20 protein-coding genes are annotated in these 18,775 nt (G+C 58.7%); 9 read left to right on the top strand and 11 right to left on the bottom strand.

What is annotated here, in order from left to right; translation table 11 throughout:
* Positions 1-40: 40 nt before the first annotated feature.
* The 4 genes from NP825_RS19665 (at position 41) to NP825_RS19650 (ending at position 5,088) form a co-directional block, all read left to right on the top strand.
* Complete coding sequence (locus tag NP825_RS19665) at positions 41-2,443, top strand: TonB-dependent receptor (RefSeq protein WP_257546821.1); 2,403 nt, start codon at positions 41-43, stop codon at positions 2,441-2,443.
* A gap of 156 nt (positions 2,444-2,599) precedes the next feature.
* A complete protein-coding gene (locus NP825_RS19660) occupies positions 2,600-3,367 on the top strand; it encodes an SDR family NAD(P)-dependent oxidoreductase (RefSeq protein WP_257546819.1) in 768 nt (255 codons plus the stop codon).
* 54 nt (positions 3,368-3,421) lie between these two features.
* A complete protein-coding gene (locus NP825_RS19655; protein ID WP_257546817.1) occupies positions 3,422-3,781 on the top strand; it encodes an EthD domain-containing protein in 360 nt (119 codons plus the stop codon).
* A gap of 135 nt (positions 3,782-3,916) precedes the next feature.
* Positions 3,917-5,088, top strand: a protein-coding gene (locus NP825_RS19650) for an IS3 family transposase (protein ID WP_257543877.1) whose coding sequence is annotated in 2 segments (ribosomal slippage) — positions 3,917-4,169 and positions 4,169-5,088 — 1,173 coding nt in all. Because the reading frame shifts where the segments join, the coding sequence is not laid out codon by codon here.
* Between the two features lie 147 nt (positions 5,089-5,235).
* On the opposite strand, the gene NP825_RS19645 is transcribed toward NP825_RS19650, so the two are convergent.
* The 3 genes from NP825_RS19645 to NP825_RS19635 all read right to left on the bottom strand — a co-directional run bounded on the left by NP825_RS19645 (position 5,236) and on the right by NP825_RS19635 (position 8,571).
* Complete coding sequence (locus tag NP825_RS19645) at positions 5,236-6,024, bottom strand: EthD domain-containing protein (RefSeq protein ID WP_257551559.1); 789 nt, start codon at positions 6,022-6,024, stop codon at positions 5,236-5,238.
* 45 nt (positions 6,025-6,069) lie between these two features.
* Positions 6,070-6,963, bottom strand: a complete 894-nt coding sequence (locus NP825_RS19640) for an alpha/beta hydrolase (RefSeq protein ID WP_257551557.1) — start codon at positions 6,961-6,963, stop codon at positions 6,070-6,072.
* Between the two features lie 339 nt (positions 6,964-7,302).
* Positions 7,303-8,571: a site-specific integrase gene (locus NP825_RS19635; protein ID WP_257546815.1), complete on the bottom strand. Its 1,269-nt coding sequence runs from the start codon at positions 8,569-8,571 to the stop codon at positions 7,303-7,305.
* A gap of 405 nt (positions 8,572-8,976) precedes the next feature.
* Between NP825_RS19635 and NP825_RS19630 the strand changes: the two genes are divergently transcribed.
* The gene (locus NP825_RS19630; protein WP_257546813.1) at positions 8,977-9,720 is read left to right on the top strand and encodes a hypothetical protein; all 744 of its coding nucleotides are present in this window, start codon (positions 8,977-8,979) and stop codon (positions 9,718-9,720) included.
* Positions 9,721-9,743: 23 nt separating this feature from the next.
* On the opposite strand, the gene NP825_RS19625 is transcribed toward NP825_RS19630, so the two are convergent.
* The 4 genes from NP825_RS19625 to NP825_RS19610 form a co-directional block, all read right to left on the bottom strand.
* Positions 9,744-10,400 (bottom strand): DMP19 family protein, encoded by a 657-nt coding sequence (locus NP825_RS19625; protein WP_257546811.1) that lies wholly within the window; start codon positions 10,398-10,400, stop codon positions 9,744-9,746.
* A 152-nt stretch (positions 10,401-10,552) separates the two neighbouring features.
* The gene (locus NP825_RS19620; protein ID WP_257546809.1) at positions 10,553-10,936 is read right to left on the bottom strand and encodes a DUF4189 domain-containing protein; all 384 of its coding nucleotides are present in this window, start codon (positions 10,934-10,936) and stop codon (positions 10,553-10,555) included.
* A 74-nt stretch (positions 10,937-11,010) separates the two neighbouring features.
* On the bottom strand, positions 11,011-11,361 hold the full coding sequence (locus NP825_RS19615) for a hypothetical protein (RefSeq protein WP_257546807.1): 351 nt from the start codon (positions 11,359-11,361) through the stop codon (positions 11,011-11,013).
* 98 nt (positions 11,362-11,459) lie between these two features.
* Positions 11,460-11,825 carry a response regulator transcription factor gene (locus NP825_RS19610; RefSeq protein ID WP_257546805.1) on the bottom strand — a complete coding sequence of 122 codons (366 nt, stop codon included), beginning with the start codon at positions 11,823-11,825 and terminating at the stop codon, positions 11,460-11,462.
* A 389-nt stretch (positions 11,826-12,214) separates the two neighbouring features.
* Between NP825_RS19610 and NP825_RS19605 the strand changes: the two genes are divergently transcribed.
* The 3 genes from NP825_RS19605 (at position 12,215) to NP825_RS19595 (ending at position 14,748) form a co-directional block, all read left to right on the top strand.
* Positions 12,215-12,979 carry a LytTR family DNA-binding domain-containing protein gene (locus NP825_RS19605; RefSeq protein WP_257546802.1) on the top strand — a complete coding sequence of 255 codons (765 nt, stop codon included), beginning with the start codon at positions 12,215-12,217 and terminating at the stop codon, positions 12,977-12,979.
* Between the two features lie 247 nt (positions 12,980-13,226).
* Positions 13,227-14,144 (top strand): alpha/beta fold hydrolase, encoded by a 918-nt coding sequence (locus NP825_RS19600; protein WP_257546800.1) that lies wholly within the window; start codon positions 13,227-13,229, stop codon positions 14,142-14,144.
* A 247-nt stretch (positions 14,145-14,391) separates the two neighbouring features.
* Complete coding sequence (locus NP825_RS19595) at positions 14,392-14,748, top strand: hypothetical protein (RefSeq protein ID WP_257546798.1); 357 nt, start codon at positions 14,392-14,394, stop codon at positions 14,746-14,748.
* Here the strand turns inward: NP825_RS19595 and NP825_RS19590 are convergent.
* From NP825_RS19590 to NP825_RS19580, 3 genes are all read right to left on the bottom strand, one after another.
* Complete coding sequence (locus NP825_RS19590) at positions 14,731-15,180, bottom strand: LuxR family transcriptional regulator (protein ID WP_257546796.1); 450 nt, start codon at positions 15,178-15,180, stop codon at positions 14,731-14,733. The two genes, NP825_RS19595 and NP825_RS19590, sit on opposite strands and share 18 nt — an antisense overlap.
* Positions 15,181-15,288: 108 nt before the next feature.
* Positions 15,289-15,960 carry a DUF4386 domain-containing protein gene (locus NP825_RS19585; protein ID WP_257546794.1) on the bottom strand — a complete coding sequence of 224 codons (672 nt, stop codon included), beginning with the start codon at positions 15,958-15,960 and terminating at the stop codon, positions 15,289-15,291.
* A complete protein-coding gene (locus NP825_RS19580; RefSeq protein ID WP_257546792.1) occupies positions 15,957-16,376 on the bottom strand; it encodes a DUF6326 family protein in 420 nt (139 codons plus the stop codon). Before NP825_RS19580 ends, NP825_RS19585 begins: the two co-directional genes overlap by 4 nt.
* Before the next feature lie 18 nt (positions 16,377-16,394).
* Between NP825_RS19580 and NP825_RS19575 the strand changes: the two genes are divergently transcribed.
* The gene (locus tag NP825_RS19575) at positions 16,395-17,567 is read left to right on the top strand and encodes a helix-turn-helix domain-containing protein (protein WP_257546790.1); all 1,173 of its coding nucleotides are present in this window, start codon (positions 16,395-16,397) and stop codon (positions 17,565-17,567) included.
* A gap of 57 nt (positions 17,568-17,624) precedes the next feature.
* On the opposite strand, the gene NP825_RS19570 is transcribed toward NP825_RS19575, so the two are convergent.
* Positions 17,625-18,752 (bottom strand): hypothetical protein, encoded by a 1,128-nt coding sequence (locus NP825_RS19570; RefSeq protein WP_257546787.1) that lies wholly within the window; start codon positions 18,750-18,752, stop codon positions 17,625-17,627.
* Positions 18,753-18,775 lie beyond the last annotated feature (23 nt).

The following is an 18,775-nucleotide window of genomic DNA, read 5'->3' as shown; positions in this document are numbered from 1 at the left end:
GGACCAGTTTTACAAAAAGAATATTGAGGGAGAGCTTGAAATGCACCATATCCATCGCGCACTTTTGGGTGCGAGCATCGCCGCCATCGCTTTTGCCGGGCAAGCGCACGCCCAAGCCGTCACGCCGTCGGCGGATGCTTCCGCCCAGCAGCCGGTCGAGGCCGAAGATGCATCCCAGGCGGCCGACTCAAACGACATTGTCGTCACTGCCAATAAGCGCGAGCAGCGTTTGAACGATGTCGGTATCACCGTCGCGGTGGTTTCAGGAAATGACCTGCAGAATCGGCAGATCAACTCGCTCGCGGATCTTGCCAATGCGACGCCGAGCCTCTCCTTTACCAACAGCGCCAACGGCACCCCGGTTTACACGCTGCGCGGCGTCGGCTTCTACGAAACGTCGCTCGGTGCCTATCCAACGGTCAGCACTTATGTTGACGAAGCCCCGCTGGCATTTCCGATTCTCTCGTCGCACGCGGCATTCGACCTGGAACGTGTCGAAATTCTGAAGGGTCCGCAAGGCACTCTGTTCGGTCAGAACGCGACCGGCGGCGCGATCAATTACATTGCGGCCAAACCGACCGACGAACTGAGTGCAGGCGGCAGTATCTCTTATGGTCGTTTCAATGAGGTCGTTGCGGATGCCTTTATCAGCGGGCCGATTTCTCCGACTCTGCGTGCGCGTCTCGCCGGCCGGCTCGAACGCGCCGACGGCTGGCAGATCAGCAACTCGCGCCCGGGCGACCGTAACGGCAAGGTGGAAAACTACATGGGCCGCCTCTTGGTTGACTTCGAACCGACCGAGCGGCTGCGATTCAAATTGAACATCAATGGCTGGAAGGACAACAGCGATACGCAAGCGCCCCAGTATATCGCCCTGTTCCCGCAAGCGCCGGCGTTCCTGACACCCCAACTGGCAGCGTCGCAATTTTCGCCGGAGCGGCCGCAAGCAGCGGACTGGACGCCCGGAGTTCCGCGGCGCAGCAACAGGCTGGGACAAGTCGCTTTTCGTGCCGAATTTGACGCAACGGACGACATCACACTGACATCGCTGACGTCTTACGTCGACTATAAGCAGCGCCAAGGCGATGAAGGCGACGGCTTGCCGCTTTCAACGCTCGACCTTGTGAACAACGAAGGTCGTATCAAGAGCTTCAGCCAAGAAGTCAGACTTTCAAACAACAGCGGTTCGAATTTCCGTTGGGTGGTAGGCGGCAACTACGAACGCAGCACAGTCAACGAACTGATTGATTTATCGTTTCCTGACGTTTCGGTCCGGGGCCTTTACGGCACCTTTGGCTACCCCTTCTTTTCGCTCTCCTACTCGAACGATCAAAAGATGGAAAACTACGCAGGCTTCGCCAATATCGAATATGATATCGGCCAGCTGACAGTGAAGCTGGGCGGCCGCTACACCAAGTCGCGGATCGACGCCAGCGAGTGCGGTTTCGACGACAGCGGCAGCCCCATCAACACCGGTCCGCTGTTTTACGACGTCCTGTTCGGAGGAGCGCTCGGGCCATATGCCGGTCAATGCTACCAGATCAACAATACGCCGAATACGTATAACGGAGTCGCACCCGGTGCGTCGGGTCGCTTCACTGACACGTTAAAGGAGGATAATTTCTCTTGGCGCGTCGGTCTGGATTATAAGCCGGTTGACGACGTCCTTCTCTACGCGAACGTCGCGAAAGGCTATAAGGCTGGCAGCTATCCGACGCTCTCGGCATCGCTGTTCAGCCAGTATCTTCCAGTCGTCCAGGAGTCGGTGCAGTCATACGAGGCAGGGTTCAAAGCAACGTTGCTTGATCGGACCCTTCAACTGAATGGTGCCGTATTCTACTACGACTACACCAACAAACAGCTTCGCTCGAAGTTCATCGATCCGAATTTCGGCATTCTGGACGTGCTTCAGAATATCCCGAAATCGGACGTCAAGGGTTTCGAGATCGAGATGAGCATCCGGCCGACACAGGGCCTCGTGATCAACAACACCTTCACCTATCTCGACGCGACCATCAAGGAATTCACCGGCATCAACTCGGGCGGCATTACGGCTGATTTCGCCGGCGCGAATGTGCCCTACACGCCGAAGTATCAGTTCGGAAGTAACATCGATTATGAATTCCCGGTTTCCGACTCTCTGAACGCCTTCCTGGGCACGAGTCTGAATTTCCGATCGAAAACGGTCGCGACGATCGGTGGCGAAACCAATCCTGCGGGAGTTACTTCGCCCGTAACGACCGTGTTCGGCATCGATGATTATGTTCTTATCGACCTCCGGGCTGGGGTGGCAGCGGCTGACGACAGCTGGCGAGTGTCTGTATGGGGCAAGAACGTAGGCAACGAATATTACTGGAATAATGTGGTGGCCGCGTTTGATACCATCCAGCGCTATGCCGGCAAGCCCGCGACCTACGGCGTTAGCGTCAGCTTCAAATACTGACTAAGTCTCCGAAACCGGCGTTGGACAGGCGACTGAGCAGATTGACACGTTAGACCGATCTCGCTCACGCCTGTCCAACGACCATCACGATTCACCTGCCGGCGGGCGGACAAAGTCTGGGCGCTGACGATCATTATTTATGCAAGGAAGCATCTCATGCCGAACCGTCTGCCGAACAAGGTCGCCGTCATTTCTGGAGGCGCATCGGGAATCGGCGCCGCTACAGCGCGATTGTTTGCCGCTGAAGGCGCTTGCGTCATTGTCGCCGACGTTCAGGAACCCCTGGATCCCCAACTGGCCAGTCTGATCGACGCGAGTTCCGATCGAATCCGCTTCATCAAGTGCGACGTTTCTATCGAGGATGATGTCGCTGCCGCGATCGAGGCGGCGGTGACGGCATTTGGCAAGCTCGACACGGTCGTCGCGTGCGCGGGCGTCGCTGGCATGGGCGCGGCCGGAGATATTACAGCGGAGCATTGGGATAGAACGTTCGCGATCAATGCGCGCGGCGTGTTTCTGTTCACCAAATACGCCATCCCCCACATGATCACGGCGGGTGGCGGCTCGATCATCAACATCTCTTCTGCGTTCGGCATCGTGGCCGGACCTCATTTCGCAGCATACGCGGCCTCAAAGGGCGCGGTGCGCAACTTCTCCAAGTCAACCGCGCTCGATTATATAGGCCAAGGCATCCGATCGAATTCGATCCACCCAGGATACATCGACACCCCGATTGTCCAGAACATCATCAACAATGCGGCGGATACCGATACCGCGCAGGCAATGTTCAACGCGCTTCAGCCGGGCGGTCGAGGGGGCGTTCCGGAAGACATCGCCTGGGGCTGCGTCTATCTGGCTTCCGATGAATCCCGGTTTGTGACGGGAGCGGAACTTGTGATCGATGGCGGGCTGCTGGCGCGATAATTCGGCTTCGATAGATAGCTCAAAAACAACATCGGTCCCGTCAGAGAACGCAATATGATCACGGTTCTGGTAGCAGCGAAGAAGCTTCCACATTTATCGCAGGCAGAATTCACAAGATATTGGCTGGATGAGCACGCACCTCTTGTAAAAAGTGTTCCCGAATTCATGCAGTATGTGAAACGATACGTGATCTATCCCAATCTGCAGGACTCAGGCCCTGACGCCCCGGTGCTGGGACAGGTTCCCGAGCATCATGGTATTGGCGAATTGCGTTTCAAGAATGTCGCGGCCATGGAAGCGGCCTTCCTGGAGCCAAGATATTTGGAGCTGATCAGGCCCGACGAGGACAAGTTTTTGGACAGGGCAAACTGCGTCACATTCATCACTGAGGAACATGTTCAGTTCGGAGATTGAGCGTGATCTTCCGGTGAATCGCCAGATTCGATCGGGGCTGTAGCGATCGGGAGGCCACCACTCGGCTAACATTGACGTGACCCCCTGATTTTCCTCCACGAACGATTAGAGTCTGGCCTGAAGGAAGGACAGACGATGAAGCGTGCAAGGTTTTCAGAAGAGCAGATCATTGGGGTGCTGAAGGAGGCAGAAGCGGGCGCGAAGACCGCTGATCTCGCCCGGCGGCACGGTGTGTCTGAAGCGACGATCTATAACTGGAAGGCCAAGTATGGCGGCCTAGAGGTATCCGAGGCCCGGCGCCTGCGAGAGCTCGAGAGCGAGAACGCCAGGCTCAAGCGGCTTCTGGCCGATGCAATGCTGGACCAGGCTGCGTTGAAGGATCTTCTGGCAAAAAAGTTTTGACGCCCGCCGCGAAGCGGGAAGCTGTCGCTCATCTGCAGGCGTGCCACGGGATGAGCGAACGGCGGGCGTGCCGTGTCATCGATGCCGATCGCAAGAGCGTGCGCTATCGTTCCACCCGGGACGATGACACTGCTCTGCGCGAGAAGCTGCGCGGGCTGGCCAACCAGCGTCGACGGTTCGGCTATCGCCGTTTGCATATCCTGCTGCGCCGGGAAGGCGTGATGATCAACCGGAAGAAGACCCAGCGGCTCTACAAGGAAGAAGGTCTGGCGGTGAGGCGGCGACGCAGCCGCAAGCGTGCTGTCGGCACGAGGGCACCTGCTCCGGTGCTGGCACTGGCGAACCAGCGCTGGAGCCTCGACTTCGTTCATGACCAGATGGCGTCGGGCAGGCGATTCCGCGTTCTCAACGTGGTCGATGACGTGACCCGGGAGTGCCTGGCAGCGGTGCCCGACACCTCGATCTCGGGGCGCCGTGTCGTGCGCGAGCTGACCGAGCTGATCGCACAGCGCGGCAAGCCGGGGATGATCGTCAGCGATAATGGCACCGAGCTCACCAGCAATGCCGTGCTCGCATGGTGCGGCCAGAGCGGCGTGGAGTGGCATTACATCGCCCCGGGCAAGCCGATGCAGAACGGCTACGTGGAAAGCTTTAACGGTCGCATGCGCGACGAGCTGCTGAATGAGACCCTGTTCATGAGTCTTGCCCATGCTCGGGTCGAGATCGCTGCCTGGGTCGAGGATTACAACCGGGAGAGACCACACTCGTCCCTTGGCTACGCAACCCCGGCGGCGTTCGCCGCTGAACTGAATAAGCAATGGCCTGCTTCGCTACGCCCTCCGGGCTCCGCTACGCAGCCCATTGCTTCAACCGCGCTGATGCGCAAAACAACCGCCCGGCTCTAATCTCAGCTGGAGGAAAGCTGGGGGTCACGTCAACATTTCTCGCGGCGTAACTGGCGCAGAGTTATGAAGCTTCGTGCCACTCGCCGAACGCGCGGTTGGTTTTTCGAACTGACGTGCCTAGTCGGGAAGACCGTTGGCATTCTACCTTCACGGATCTCGCGTCGAGGGCACTGCTCCGACATAATCGAAAATGGTGTGCTCCTTCGCTACGAAAGCGCGGGTCAGCGCAGGATCGGCAAAGACGACCTCATCCAGTGAGATCGCCGTCAGGGACGAGAGGGCTTCGGGCGAGGCCAAAGCTGACCGCATCGCCTCAATGTCAGGCCACCACATTTCCGTGACCCCGTTCGGGGCTGGTTGCCACCCTCGCAGTTCGGCAAAATCGAATTTCGCAGCCGGATCGCGATGGTTCTGAACATATTTGCAAATGCCCAGTGCTGCCGCGTGCTGCCGAACGAGATCTCCGTGCTGGCCCCGCCAGCGTGCGCTGAATTCCGCTGTGCTAAGGTCCGGCCGCTTCCAGATATCGATGACCATCTTGACGGCGGTGCCGAACCCGGGCGGCGATCCATCGGAGAGGTCCAGCACAATCTCTTCCTGTGCGACAAACCCGCTGACATTGCTCGTGTCTGTGAATTCCTGCTCATCCGCTTCCAGGATGGCGCTGGCCTTGCCACCCTCGGGCGAGGCGAGCGCGCTTTCCATGCTTTCCCAGCTTTCCCACCACAGTTCCGACTGACCGTCTAACGGGGTACGCCAGGGTTGACCCGCGCTGAAATTGTCGATTTCGGGCAAGGCGATCCGATGTGCCTGAACGTAGCGCAAGAAGCCCATCGCCCGTGCGTGGTTTCGAACAAGGCTGCCATGCCCCTGGAGATAGCGCGGGTAGAATTCGTGCTCGCTCATGCCCAGCTTGCGGGGCACCTGACATAACATCTTGATCAAGCTAGTCTCCTTAAGGCCCAGACCAACCGTTTGCGGCTAAATGTCCAGATGCTTATCGAAAAACGCGCCTGCCTCCTCGAGTGCGGCCTGACCTTCGTCCAGCATGCCCGTAAACAACTGCCAGACATGGGGAAGTCCCTGATAAACCCGCAGGTGCACCTGAACATCCACAAGGATCGCGGCTCGCAAAAGCCTTAGGGAATCGTCGAGAAGAACCTCATGACTGCTGACCTGGATCAGGATCGGCGGCAATCCCGCTAGGTCGCCATAGATCGGTGACGCTTCTGGTGATGTGGCATCCGCGCCTGCAAGATAGGTTTCCGCCATGCCGGGGGCCACGCCTTCGGTGACCACAAAATCACGATCCCGGTTATCGACAATCGACTGTCCGGTCGTGCCCATGTCGGCGAATGGCGAGAACAGAACAGCTGCACGGGGAAGAGGAATATTGCGCGCCTTGCATCGGAGCATTGTAGCGACGACAAGGCCGCCCCCCGCAGAGTCGCCAGCGAAGAAAATGCGCTCTGACGGCGTGCCGCTGTCGAGAAGCCACTGATATGCAGTGACTGCATCCTCGATAGCCGCTGGAAAGGGGTGTTCAGGTGCCAAGCGGTAATCAACTGCCATCGTGCGCATCGATGCGGCCTGACCTAGTCTCGCAAGAAGGCCGCGATGCGACGTGAAAGACCCGATCACATATCCGCCACCGTGCAGATAAAATACCGTGGCGTCGGTTCTGGATCCCGGCGCGACACCGATTTCACAAGCCACTCCATTGGCATCGACAAGCTCGAATTTGATTGAGGGATCGAATGGCGTAAAATCGCCAAACCCGTCGAACGCCACGCGCAATTCCGGTACCGGAAGCGATCCGAGATCAGGGCCTGAGCGGATCATCTCATTGACTTGTTGCAGTTGGTCTTGGGACATGATCGTCAACTCCGCTCTATCACTTTGCCGGGTGGGCTCGAATGAAATAATCTATCTTTTCGGTTCGAAGGGGCCTGTGGCAGCTTGCATATCCGGACTGGAAGCGAATGATATCAAGGTTCGCCGACCTTAAAGGCCGGGGTCCTGACGCGTGTCCGCAAAGGCGTCACTGCTGGGCAGCAAGATGGTGTTTGGGTAGCGCGCAGGTCACGCATTGTTGCAGCCTCTCCATATTATCAGGGCTTTGTTAGCGCGATAGCTTGCCGCAAGCAAGTATAAGCAAATGTGGCGCATGGGGCGCGATCGCGTAGATTGGCGGGGCAAAGTGTTGGAGCGCAGCTATGCTGCCAACTTTAACGCGCCCGCCTTGGCAGCGCCAATCGCCAGGTGCAGGGCGATCTCATCGGCCGTTCGAGTCACCGCCAGCTTCACGGCCTCGTCGATATGAACATAATCCTGCGTCACATTCTGCGAAGCATGGCCGAGCATGGCTCGGATTGTCAGTTCCGAGAAGCCCAGCTCACCCGCAATACTGCCAAAGGTGTGGCGGAGCGTATGCGGGGTCGCACCGGAAATTCCTGCGAGGGCGCAAACTCGCCGCAGGCAATCGGCAACGGCGGTAAAGGGGCCGTCGCCAATCGTCGCCGGGAAGAAATGTGGATTGCCTACTAGCGCTTTCTGGCTTTCAAGAATTCGAATGGCCGCTGGACTGATCGCCCGAATCTGCGCGCCGCCCTTCGTGTCGGGAAAGGCGACATAGCTGCGCTCGGAATGAAGCCAGCTTCGGTGCATGGCCTGGGCTTCTTCGCGTCGATAGCCCGTGAGAAGCAAGGTTCGCAGCACGCCAAGGGAGACCGGGTTCTCACCTGTGGCCTCGGCATAAGCGATCGCCTTCCCGAGCATTTCGATTTCCGCGACGCTTAGCCGTCTCGTCTTCTTTCTGCTCGCAAGCTTCTTCGCCCCCATCGTGGGATGCGTCGCCAGGCGGCCCTTATGCTTTGCGTGGCCGATGATCGCTTGAAGTGTGCCGACGCAGCGGCCCGCCACGCCGGGTCCGCCCGTTGCCTTTCCGCCGCGGTTGCCCGTCCGAGGTTTTGCGGTCTTTCCGTTCTTCACGTCAGTCTGCATTTGCTCGACGTCTGCGATCGTCAGCTGCTTGACGATCCGCCGGCCAAGCAGCGGGACGATGTGTGTCCGGATCCGGCTCTCGTCCATTTTGAGCGACGAGGCTTTGATCGGAAGGTTCTTTCGGCCAAGGATATTCCCGGCTCGGGCCTCGGTCAGATACCAATCGCACATCTCGGCGACAGTCATCCCCTTGCGGGCCTCGCGCACCTTGTCAGCCGGATCTTCGCCTCCGATGACTTCGGCAAGCTTCACAATCGCCTGGCCTCGCGCCTTCTCGACGGTCAGCGGGCCGAACCGGCCAAGATTGAGACGGCGCTTGATTGCATCGATGGTGCGATACTGAACCACGAACGTCTTCAGACCGGACGGTAATACCCGCACCCCGAAGCCCTTGAGTTCGGTGTCCCAGTAGATGACCTGCCTCACGGCGGGGATCGCAAAGCCCTCGATCGTCCGCTTGGTGAGTTTGGCTGTGGGCATGTTATCACTCCTGCTGGAGACAAAACTTTTCGGCAGCGTTTTGTCTCCAAATAGTCTCCAGAATCGGGAAAACTGGAGACAATAACAGGATGCAGCGGGAAAGGCGGTTTGTCAATAAAGAGAGCAATAATAGAAGCTTAGGAAAGAAAAAGAAGCTCTAGAAAAGAGCCAAAATCAAGTTGCCAAGGTTGGGGTCGAGGGTTCGAATCCCTTCGCCCGCTCCAGTTTTCTCTCTATAATTCATATGCTTGTGCGGCCGTAGCAGCAAGACGGCTGCTTACAGTCGGCCCTAAAGCGCGCGCTGTAAGCATCGTGTAAGCGCGCCGGGGCGTTTGTATCCTGGGATGAACTGTCGCCCTCAAACGAAACTTCGAAAATGAAGGTTGGGCCGCTGCCGCCAGGTCCATGACGATGAACCGGTACGCGGGAACTGTTGCGGGATGTCCGGCCAGCCAACAGGATGATGAATTCCATCAAGGCATTGATCACCGGCTCATGTTTCGCATGCAACACGACCTGACCGGCCCGACGCGGCCGAGGGGCTATGTAGCTCAGACCGTCGTCGTGGCGGTGGCGCTGTTTGGCTTCCTGCAGGCATGTCACTTGGACCCATCAAAGGCGCTCCGCCCTATCGAAGTGAAGGCGAATCCGGCAGCACATCGCGGCAAGGCTTTGGAGTTCCGCTTTTCCGGCCTACCCGGAGCGGTTCGACTGTCCGGTGCAGAGCTCCATTTCGAGATCCAGAATCGCGAATGCGTCCCTATGGATTATGGGCGAGCTTGGGGGGGCGTGCGTCTGCCTCCCCAGTACGGCCTGCCAACCCCTGTCTCGCTCGCCTCAGACGGGGCGCTGATTGTGGACGTGCCGAAGGATGCGTTGATTGACGAGGACTATTTCGGCCTCGGCCCATGTCACTGGGCGCTCCAAAGCGTGTCGCTGCCATTTGCTTCCCAGCGAGCGCGCTTCGTTGCAAGCGTTTCGGCCGACGAGATTCTCACCGGTAAAGACCTAGTATTGCAGTATCTCGTCACCGACTACACATCCGGGGCCGAGCACCTTCCAGTCATCTTCGGCGAGCGCGCCGGTTTCTATCCTGACGGCAAAGCGCAGTTTTCACTCAAGGTCATTGTTAGAGCTGGTGAAGATTGACGAAATCTCGGCTGACACCTGCGCTACCAGCCCATCATCGTGAACCGGGCAGCAAGATGACGGGCGATACGATCCGGTCGCCAAGACGGTCGCGAGCAGGCGCGTATGACCGTTTCGGTCGCCGCCACTGCTTCCTTGCGCGGCAGTATCCGCGTTCCCGGGTATCCGACCAGCCACGCACCGGCGGCCAGACTATACTTGTTGCGCGAGCGAAAGCTGGTTCGCGTGGTCGCATTCTCGATCCATGCTCGCACGCATTCGGATTGGCATGCGACGTACGCGGAATAGCCCGGAACATCGAACTCCATGAAGTCATCATCGAAGAAGCGGTCATCCAGGCGTTTAAGCGCCTCAGGCCAGAGCTCCCATTCCGCCAGCTTGTCGCGTTCCTCTGGATTGGCATCGCTCCAGTCGCGGCATTCCGTCAGCAATCGCCCGAGTTCCGGCATGGCCAGCATCTCGCTGCCGCGCAGCGCGTGATCCACATTGGCGTCCAGCATTCCACCGGAATTGCCTATAAATTGGCAGTGTCCGCCATTGCACACCTGCGAGTAATAATAGTCCAGCGCATAGAGGTCGAAAAAATCACGCGGCAGCGCGCTGCGTGCGATGCCTCCGCGGACGATATCAGTCACATAGATCGCAAAAGCGCCCATGATTCCCGAAATGTCGTCGTTCACATCGCCCGATGCGAGAATGACGGGGAAAGGGTTCACGGATACCTCGCTGCTGGAGCACGCGCCGAACCTAGGTGGGGCGTTCTTCTTCGCTTTTCGCAGCGCTCGGCGCCTTATCGGCTAAACTCATACTGTGCACCGCGTGCCGGCGCAGGTCAGTTGAATGACGATGGGGTGCTGCACGCGGCGTACTGGATCTGGCAGTGCCGTGCCGTCTCGCTGCAACTGCGCAGCGCCAACCTGCTGGCTGCTGCAAGACTCGCCGCATAGGCGATGCCGACCTGTCGATCATCGCCCGTTGCATAGGCGGCGCATTGGTTTCGATAAGTAAGACGGATACGACACTCGCCAGCTCCGCCGCTTTCCTCGCACTGTCGCATCGCGCCTGATACGGCAGCATCTTCGCTCGCCCTGCCGCGTGTGGCGCCGAATCCGTCACCACCAAGTGCGATCGCCCCCCAGCGTGTTTCGTTTTGTTCGGATGCCGCCGCGCCTGACGCCGACATACCTGCAAGCAAGATCAATGGGATCCATTTCATATCGACATTCTAAGGCAGAAAACATGGCGCGGGGGCAACCGGCATCGCGTACCAGTGCATCGGAATGATGCTGATTATTTCGCCTTGGAAGCTTTCATCCTTCGTCTGTGGACGACAAGATAGCTGCCGCTCAAGAGCAGCCAGATCATCCCGAACGCGAATGCGCTCGACTTGCTGCGGCAAGTGATCACCGTCATGGTGGCCGAACCCGCACCATCTTCGGTGTCCGGGAGTTCGTGCGGTGACACGGAACCAGGCAGGCATTCGTTCACGGAAAATGCCGGGCCACCTCTGCCAGTAGGGGCAACGCCCGCCGCGGGATCGGTCAAATCCGACGGCGTCCAGCCCCTGAGGTCAGGGACCAGAAAGGCGAGCCCGGCGAGCACCAAGAGGCAGAATGCCGACCAAGTGACCCACAACTTCATTTCGTTCTCTGGCTCCGCATTCGTCGATGTACCGGTTCTGCGCCCCCTGCTGACAAGCCGGCATAGAAACGCAATTCTGCCCTCCCACGACCTTATTGCTAGACTTGCGCAGTTTCTATGTCGGAAGAGGGTTGATGTTTGAACAGAGCCAGTGCTGCCACCGCTTCCTGACGGTTCGATACGTCAAGCAGGCGCATGATCTGCGAAATGTGGTTGCGAATGGTGAAGTGGGACAAAGCGAGCTTGCGACCGATCTCCTTGTTCGAAAGACCCGTTGCCAACAGATCGAGAATCTCTTGCTGCCTTGGGGTCAGCTCGCGGCACCGTTCGGGCGGACTGCACCAACCGCCGATCTCCGTCATTGCAGCAGAAGCGTCAATGAACGTGACATCAAATCGATGTCCATCGGGCAGCACAGCTCGGATTTCGGGAAGAGCCGAGCGCAGGGCGTCCAGAAAGCTCACATCAGCGCCCTCCACCGTCAATTTCAGGGTGATTTGACCCGATGGTATTTTTGTCCGCGACACAGGTACGGCCTTGAGGCCGCACTGTTGCGGGCCACACCTGCGCAGCCGATGTGGTCGATGCTGGACGTTTCGGAGAGATCTTCTGAAAGTGGATTCCCTTATATTCATGCAGCGAACGTAAATCCCGCGCAGCGCAGTTCGTATGCATGAAATGACGAGCGGCATCACGAAGGTGGCTCAATGGCCAAACAAATCTACGAATGGCTATTTCTGGCAGACGAAAGGCTGACGGGATCTATTGAAAACGGGGAAGTGGCTTTGAGAAATTGCCGAAACACAAGCAGAGTTCGCGGGATCGTCCCGCCCTTGAGCGCCATATGACGGGAATGTCCGTTCTGGTTGTCGATGACGAGCCTCTCGCCCGCCGAAGGCTAGTCCGCCTGCTCGCCAAGATGGACTGGGTGGAGCGAATTGAGGAAGCAGGCAATGTAGAGCAGGCCTGCCAGCAAGCTGAAGAGCAACGGCCCGACATCCTTCTGCTAGACATACAAATGCCAGGAGGCACCGGCTTCGAAGTGCTGGAACGCCTCGCCGAGACTCCACCGGCTGTAGTGTTCGTCACGGCATTTGATCACCATGCCTTGCGCGCATTCGAAACCAATGCCGTCGATTACGTCACCAAGCCAATCGAGCCCGGACGCTTTGCAACGGCGATGGCGCGCGCACGGGATTCCGTGAAGTCGAGTTCGCAGACAGATCGGATCGCGGAGTTGCAGGAAACCGTAGCGTCGCTGAAGCAAGCCCTGAACAGCAACGAAAGACGGTCGCGCGACTTCTGGGTCAAGGCGCATGGCGAGTTTCTCCGGCTCGCGCCAGAAAACATTCTGTGGTTCGAAGCTGAGCGGGATTACGTCCGGCTTCACGTTCAGGATGCCGGCTATCTCTATCAGGCTAATCTGGCCTCGCTTGAACGCCGCCTGGATATCGACGAGTTTATGCGAATCCATCGCAGTGCTATCGTCCGGGTCGCTGCAATAGTTCGCGTGAAACCGGCACCCTTCGGAGCGTTAATCGTCGTGCTTTCCGATGGCACCGAGGTGCGCGTTGGTCGCACATATACTTCGACCGTTCGTGCCCGGCTAATTGGTTGAGAACCGAAGCGTACCAGCCGGAAGTCTGGTCGTTCAGCCATTCCGAATGCCAATCCATCAAAGCGTTCCAGACTCGATCTCGCCCCTCTCCGCCGTGACAGACAGCGATTGACGGGTTCGCCGCGAAAAACATCGCCGATTTCCAAACTGGCAAGACGGAGCAGTCATAGTCGCGCCTCTAGACTGCTGAGTGCACGATGAGCACGCTGACTCGGGAGAATATCGTGGCAGGCTTGAAAGATCCGAGATGCTGAAATGGTTGGCGTCTCGTCTGGACACGATGGGTGCCGACAGGAAAGCGGACAGCGTCCGTAACGCGTGGGCGGCCCGGTCGCGCAGCGACATCCGCTTCGCCAAAGCGAGTGGCGTGACGTTCCGATATCGGGAGGCTGGAGAAGGACGTCCGATCATCTTTGCAGCCGATCCGCCGATCACGCTCGAAGCCTATGATCAACTACTGCGAGTTTATAGTAAGGACTTCCGGATTATCGTATTCGAGCTGCCGGCGATGGGCTTTTCTGTTCCTGGATTCTGGCAGGACTTTCGTTTCCTTCAAGCCAATGACTCGCTTGCGGCGTTCGTTGATCTGATCGCGGGGGAACCGGCCTTGCTCGCTTTCTCTTGCGTGGCGGGCCTTGGCGCGCTCGACATTGCCGCCCGGTATCCCGCGCTCGTATCGCACCTGATCCAGATCCAGACGCCGAGTTGGGCTGAAGAAATACGCTGGAAGAAGGCGCGCGATCCGAAGAATGTGCTGGCGAAGCCATTTCTCGGACAGATCGCGATGAGAAGGCTGGCGCGTTCAAGAGCTCCGCGCTGGCTTGAGCTCGCCGTTGGACGGGAGGACTGTGTGCCGAGGTTCTGCGCTTGCGCAACCGATGCGCTCGACCATGGCGCCGCTTGGGCGATGGCGACCGCGTTTCAGAACTATCTGCCGGACAAGGAACCATCGCTGGCGCGCGTGGCACAGCCGACCTTGGCCATTTGGGGTAACAGCGACGGCTCGCATCGTCATACCGACCGGCAATCAAGTCTTTGGTTATGCGATCATCCAGCCAGCCGAATCGTGGAGCATGACGACCTCGGGCATTTCCCCGAGTTGGAGGATGTCGAGCTGATCCACGCCGAGATTCTGCGGTTCGTTGCCGACAATCCAGCTCAATAGGGCACGTGGCCTCACAAGCTGTGGCAAGAAACATTGCCGATTTCCAAACCGGCAAGACTGACCTGCCACGTTGCGCTTCATAACGCCTATTGCGTGCAGAAGCTTGCGTTAGCGCTGGCAGTACGCGGCTAATTCATCGCGTTTGAAGACATTGAGGACAACCAACATCATGCATAACGAACAAGTCCCTACCTTTCCGCCCATTGCGACATGGCGAATTCATTGCATTCGTCTCGTGTTCCTACTGATGGCCAGTTTCATGGGATACTTCGTGTGGCGCAATCTCCTGTTCGCATCTGCGGACGTGCCGGTTCCCCAAACTCTTTCGCGATCGATGCTGGCCGCTCTGGCGCTCTTGAGCTTGCTTGGGGTCCGCTATCCCGTCCAGATGTTGCCTCTCATGATTTACGAAGTCACCTGGAAGACCATCTGGCTCGTATTGATTGCATTCCGCGCCTGGCTGGCGGGCAAATGGACGTCCGATATCGAGAGTCTTTTCAACGACTGTATCGGGATCGTTTTGGCCTATATCTTCATGCCGTGGCGCTATGTTTGGGCGCGCTATGTGGTGCAGCCCATGGAACCGCTACGCCAAGCAAAGTAGGTGTGCGCGCAGGAACTCGCCGAGTTCCTGCCGGCACGAAAGCCCCAAGATCAACAATACCTGCGACAGGTGATTGCGGACGGTGAAATGGGAAATGCCGAGTTCGCGGCCGATGTCCTTGTTCGAAAGGCCGCGGATGGCGCCTAGTGCAATCTCGAACTGCCGCTGAGTCAGTCGATCCCGCAAGGTGGCGGCCCTTGGGAGGTCGAGCAACCATGGGCCACCCGGGTCTTTCTCGCTGGCGGGACCCTCGATTTCGATGCAGGTGGATGCCAGCTCCTTGATACGCGAAATCGCGTGCTCATCATCCGCTACCAGAACGAAGAGTCTTGATTTCCGTTCGGATCGGCATCTTGACGAGTCCGATCGGTACTGGTCGGATTTTGAGCTTCCTGCCTCCTCGAATTGGCCCGACTTGCCGATGGCGTTCATAAGCCAGACTCGCGAAAGCAAGGCGTGGACGGATGTCCGGTACAATTCAGGTCGGCATGGGAGCGCGCCGACTTTGGTGCTGAAGAGGCAAATTCCAGCATCGGCAATCTACGCCTCGACCTTGCGTATCCCGAAAACCAGCAGCCAGAGCGCCAGGGCAAGTTCACCCAGCAGGGTCGGCATCGTAAAATTTTGCGGAAGGCGTACCGCCCATTCCGGCGCTCCGAGCCACGCTAGGCTATTGATGACGTTGCACGCGCCAGCCGCAGCCACCATGATGCCCACCGCCATTGGGATGACGCGCTCACGCCAGATCAGCCAGCTCAGCAGCAAACAATACGCGCCGAAGAAGACGAGGCTGATCTTGTAGCCATCGCCATGGACACGAAGGAGCAGATACGCCGTTTCAGCGAGTGATGAGGTAGGCTGAGCCAGATCGCGTAGCCGCAAAACCATCGCTAAAAGCAGCGTGTCGCACGCGAGAACCGCGATGCCGATCAGGCTGAAAGCCGCGGCTGTCGCGCGAAGGTATGGCGAGCCTTTGCGGAAAAGGCCGTAAAGGAGAATGGTGACAACGATGTAGCAGGCCAGCATCGCAAGATCCGCAATGAGACCGAAGCGGAACAGCGTCTCGGATGCGAATACGGCCTGCGCGGTCGCGACGGCATCGCCGCGCACAAACAGCGCGCCTCGCACGAACACTTCCGCATAGACCCCGCAGACGATCGTTCCGAGATATGTCAGGCCTGCGAGCCGGGCATGTTTGGCGTCCGTCATCATTTCCCATCTCCTTCGATTGTCGCCCAGGCCCAGGCTACAAGCACGATCGAAGCGGTCAGGAGCATCTCGATGATGGCCAGAGTGATGTAAAACGGCTTCGCGCCAGGCATGCTGATCGCAATGATGGCCGTGTAGAGAACCCCGAATGTGATGTTGCTCCACCGACATACGACTGCGGGGACAAGCAATGTGGCCGCGATGAGCAGGCTGGGAACCGCCATCATCATGGAAACGGCGACGAGTATTCCGGGAGTGGCCGGACCAAGCGGCCCCATGCTTCCCTGCGCTACCGACGCCAGCTTGTTCGGGACGTAAAGCCCGAAATAGTCACCATATACGTAGCAGAACATTGTCGCCGTCCAGAGGGCGGACAACTTGAGCCGTGTCGGGACGGGACTGTCTTGAAATCTCTTCATGTATGGGGGCATATTTCGTTGAGCGGCACCAACCCATGGATCGAACGACACGCCGGCGTGTCGTTCGATCCATGGGTTGGCATTCGCGCTGTTCGGTTTGTCGATTCATCAGGTGCCATCGTCGATGGCAGTATTGACAGGCCCGGTCCGGCCGATTTGGAAATCGGCCATAGTTTTTTCGGAAATTTGCGGGGCAACGTCTTCATGGGATCGATTTTGCAGTTTGGCGTAAGCCCACGGGATCCGAACCCGGCCAATGTCGATCCGTCAGTCGTCTACGGCGCTGCATTCATGTGTGCGTCGCTCGCATTCTGCCTCAAGTCACTCCTTGCCTCCCGACTGGGTGCGACCACCGATTTTTTCGCCATCATCGGAAATGCAACATGCGGATGGTCATGGCTGGCAACCCGGTCGCTCTTCCGGCGCGAGGCCGGGCGCCAGGGTCTTTGGCCGCTTGGAGCCGTGCTGCTCGTCATGACAGCCTCTGCGACGACATCGTTCATTCCAGTGGACGCAATGCCGCTTCGCATTCTGGATAATCTGGCCAGACTTGGCAGCTCGGCCATGTTGTTGCTGGCCGTGGCCGAACCGTTGCTGGATCTGCGGGCCCAGGGCGACCGGGTGGAGCGGAAGTTCCGCATCCTGTATGCGGCAGGTTACGTCGCGATTTTGGGCGTAGCGGTCCTCGCGGTGGACGGAGCCCCGCCAGATTCGTTTGCATCCCAATTCAGCGTCCTCATCAAGGCTATCTGTGCAATCGCAGCGGTTTGCGGGTACGGATTGGCGCTGAACCACCGCAGGCAACATCCGCTCGAAACTGTCCAGACCCGCCCGAACCGCAAGCAGATTACCCCGGACCCCAAGCTGGGCGAGCAACTGATCAAACTCATGGGCGAGAACCATTTGTACGTGGAAGCGGACCTGCGCGTCGCTGATTTGGCGAGGCTGGCAGGAGAACCGGAATACAAGGTCACCCAATGCATCACGGGCACGCTGGGATTTCCGAATTTCAACCAGATGGTGAACAGCTATCGCATTGAGGAGGCAAAGCGGCGCCTGGTTGACCCGGCCCTTTCCCACCTGCCGATCCTGACGATAGCGCTGGACTGCGGATTTGGCTCAATCGGCCCGTTCAACAGAGCCTTCAAGGCCGACACCGGCATGACACCCCAGGAATTTCGTCGCCAGTGACACGCCCATTGCGGGCCGAGGCGGTAGTCGTCCACCCGTTGAAGGATGGTGACCCGTTCAGATTTTATGCGCGTTGCCCTTTGACAGTCGCCCGGGGATCGTCGGTCGGCCCGGTATCGACAGCCTTGCCTGATCGCCATCGATCGACAGGAACAAACAATCATTATCCCGAAAATTCAGACGGCGCTCGACGACGCACAATTTGCCTTCGCGTTGCACCAGCCACTTGATCGGAACCGCCGCGCCCCCGCCCCGTTTGGCCCGGCCCGAACCATCGCGCATGAAGTAGATGATGCTGTCCGTGCTGGCCTGCCGGTCTGCCGCTTTCAGCAACAAGCTGTGGTTTACCAACGCATCGGCGGTCTTGCGTGCGGCCGCTTCGGCCTGGTGCGACAAGTTCCGGGCATCACCCGGCAGCAAACGGGCATTCAGGGGGCCTGCCCGGAGGTGATGAAACGTCACCAGATCGCCGGCGATCGCGATGCCAGCACAAAATTCCTCCTTCCACCCGCCGCCGCTCAGACAGAAGCGATCATCGCTGTCACGGAAAGACCAGCGTTCATCCGGCTGAAGCACCCAGTTATCGAAATCCGGCTGTTCATTATGGGCGCGTCTGGCCGTTCCATCAGCCATGAAATAGTGCGCGCGGTATTCCCGCCCGCCGCCTTCGGGAATGAACACGGCCGTATTGCCGATCAGCCTACGAATGGCCGCCTTGCCGCTGACCGGCGGCGCTGATGGCCTTGCAGGGTCAAGCCGCCAGGGGTCGCCTTCCAGCATCCGACCGGGCCAAGCCGGTCCGCCCGCCGGAGTCAATGTCGCCAGCGAGCCTTCAAGCGCGAGTTTGCCGCAATCGCCATTCCAGGCCTTGCGCCCCGGATCCGTAATGCAGAACTTGCCGTCCGAGAAACTCGCCCAGCGGATGGCGCGAGCCGTGCCAGCATCATCGGGCCTGCGGGTAATCGCCCATCCGGTGCCGTCCAGATCCACGAACACGCCCGTTTCGGCGCCCGGCTGATCGGCCCTGGCATAGACCAGCGTGTTGCCGATCAGGGCGCGAACAGCATCGTGTCCGGCCAGCGCGTGCCAATCTTCCTGGGCGTTCGCGGCATAACTGGCGATTAGCGAAACACCCAACAAAGCCGCACCGACCATGGCGGAAAAGCGAGTGCGAAAAATGGTCACTATCGACTACCTCGAAGGTCGCT

The sequence above is a fragment of the Sphingopyxis sp. DBS4 genome, from assembly GCF_024628865.1.
Classification (GTDB): domain Bacteria; phylum Pseudomonadota; class Alphaproteobacteria; order Sphingomonadales; family Sphingomonadaceae; genus Sphingopyxis.
The sequence above is the reverse complement of the archived record's forward strand: the minus strand, read 5'-3'. Positions and strand labels throughout refer to the sequence as shown.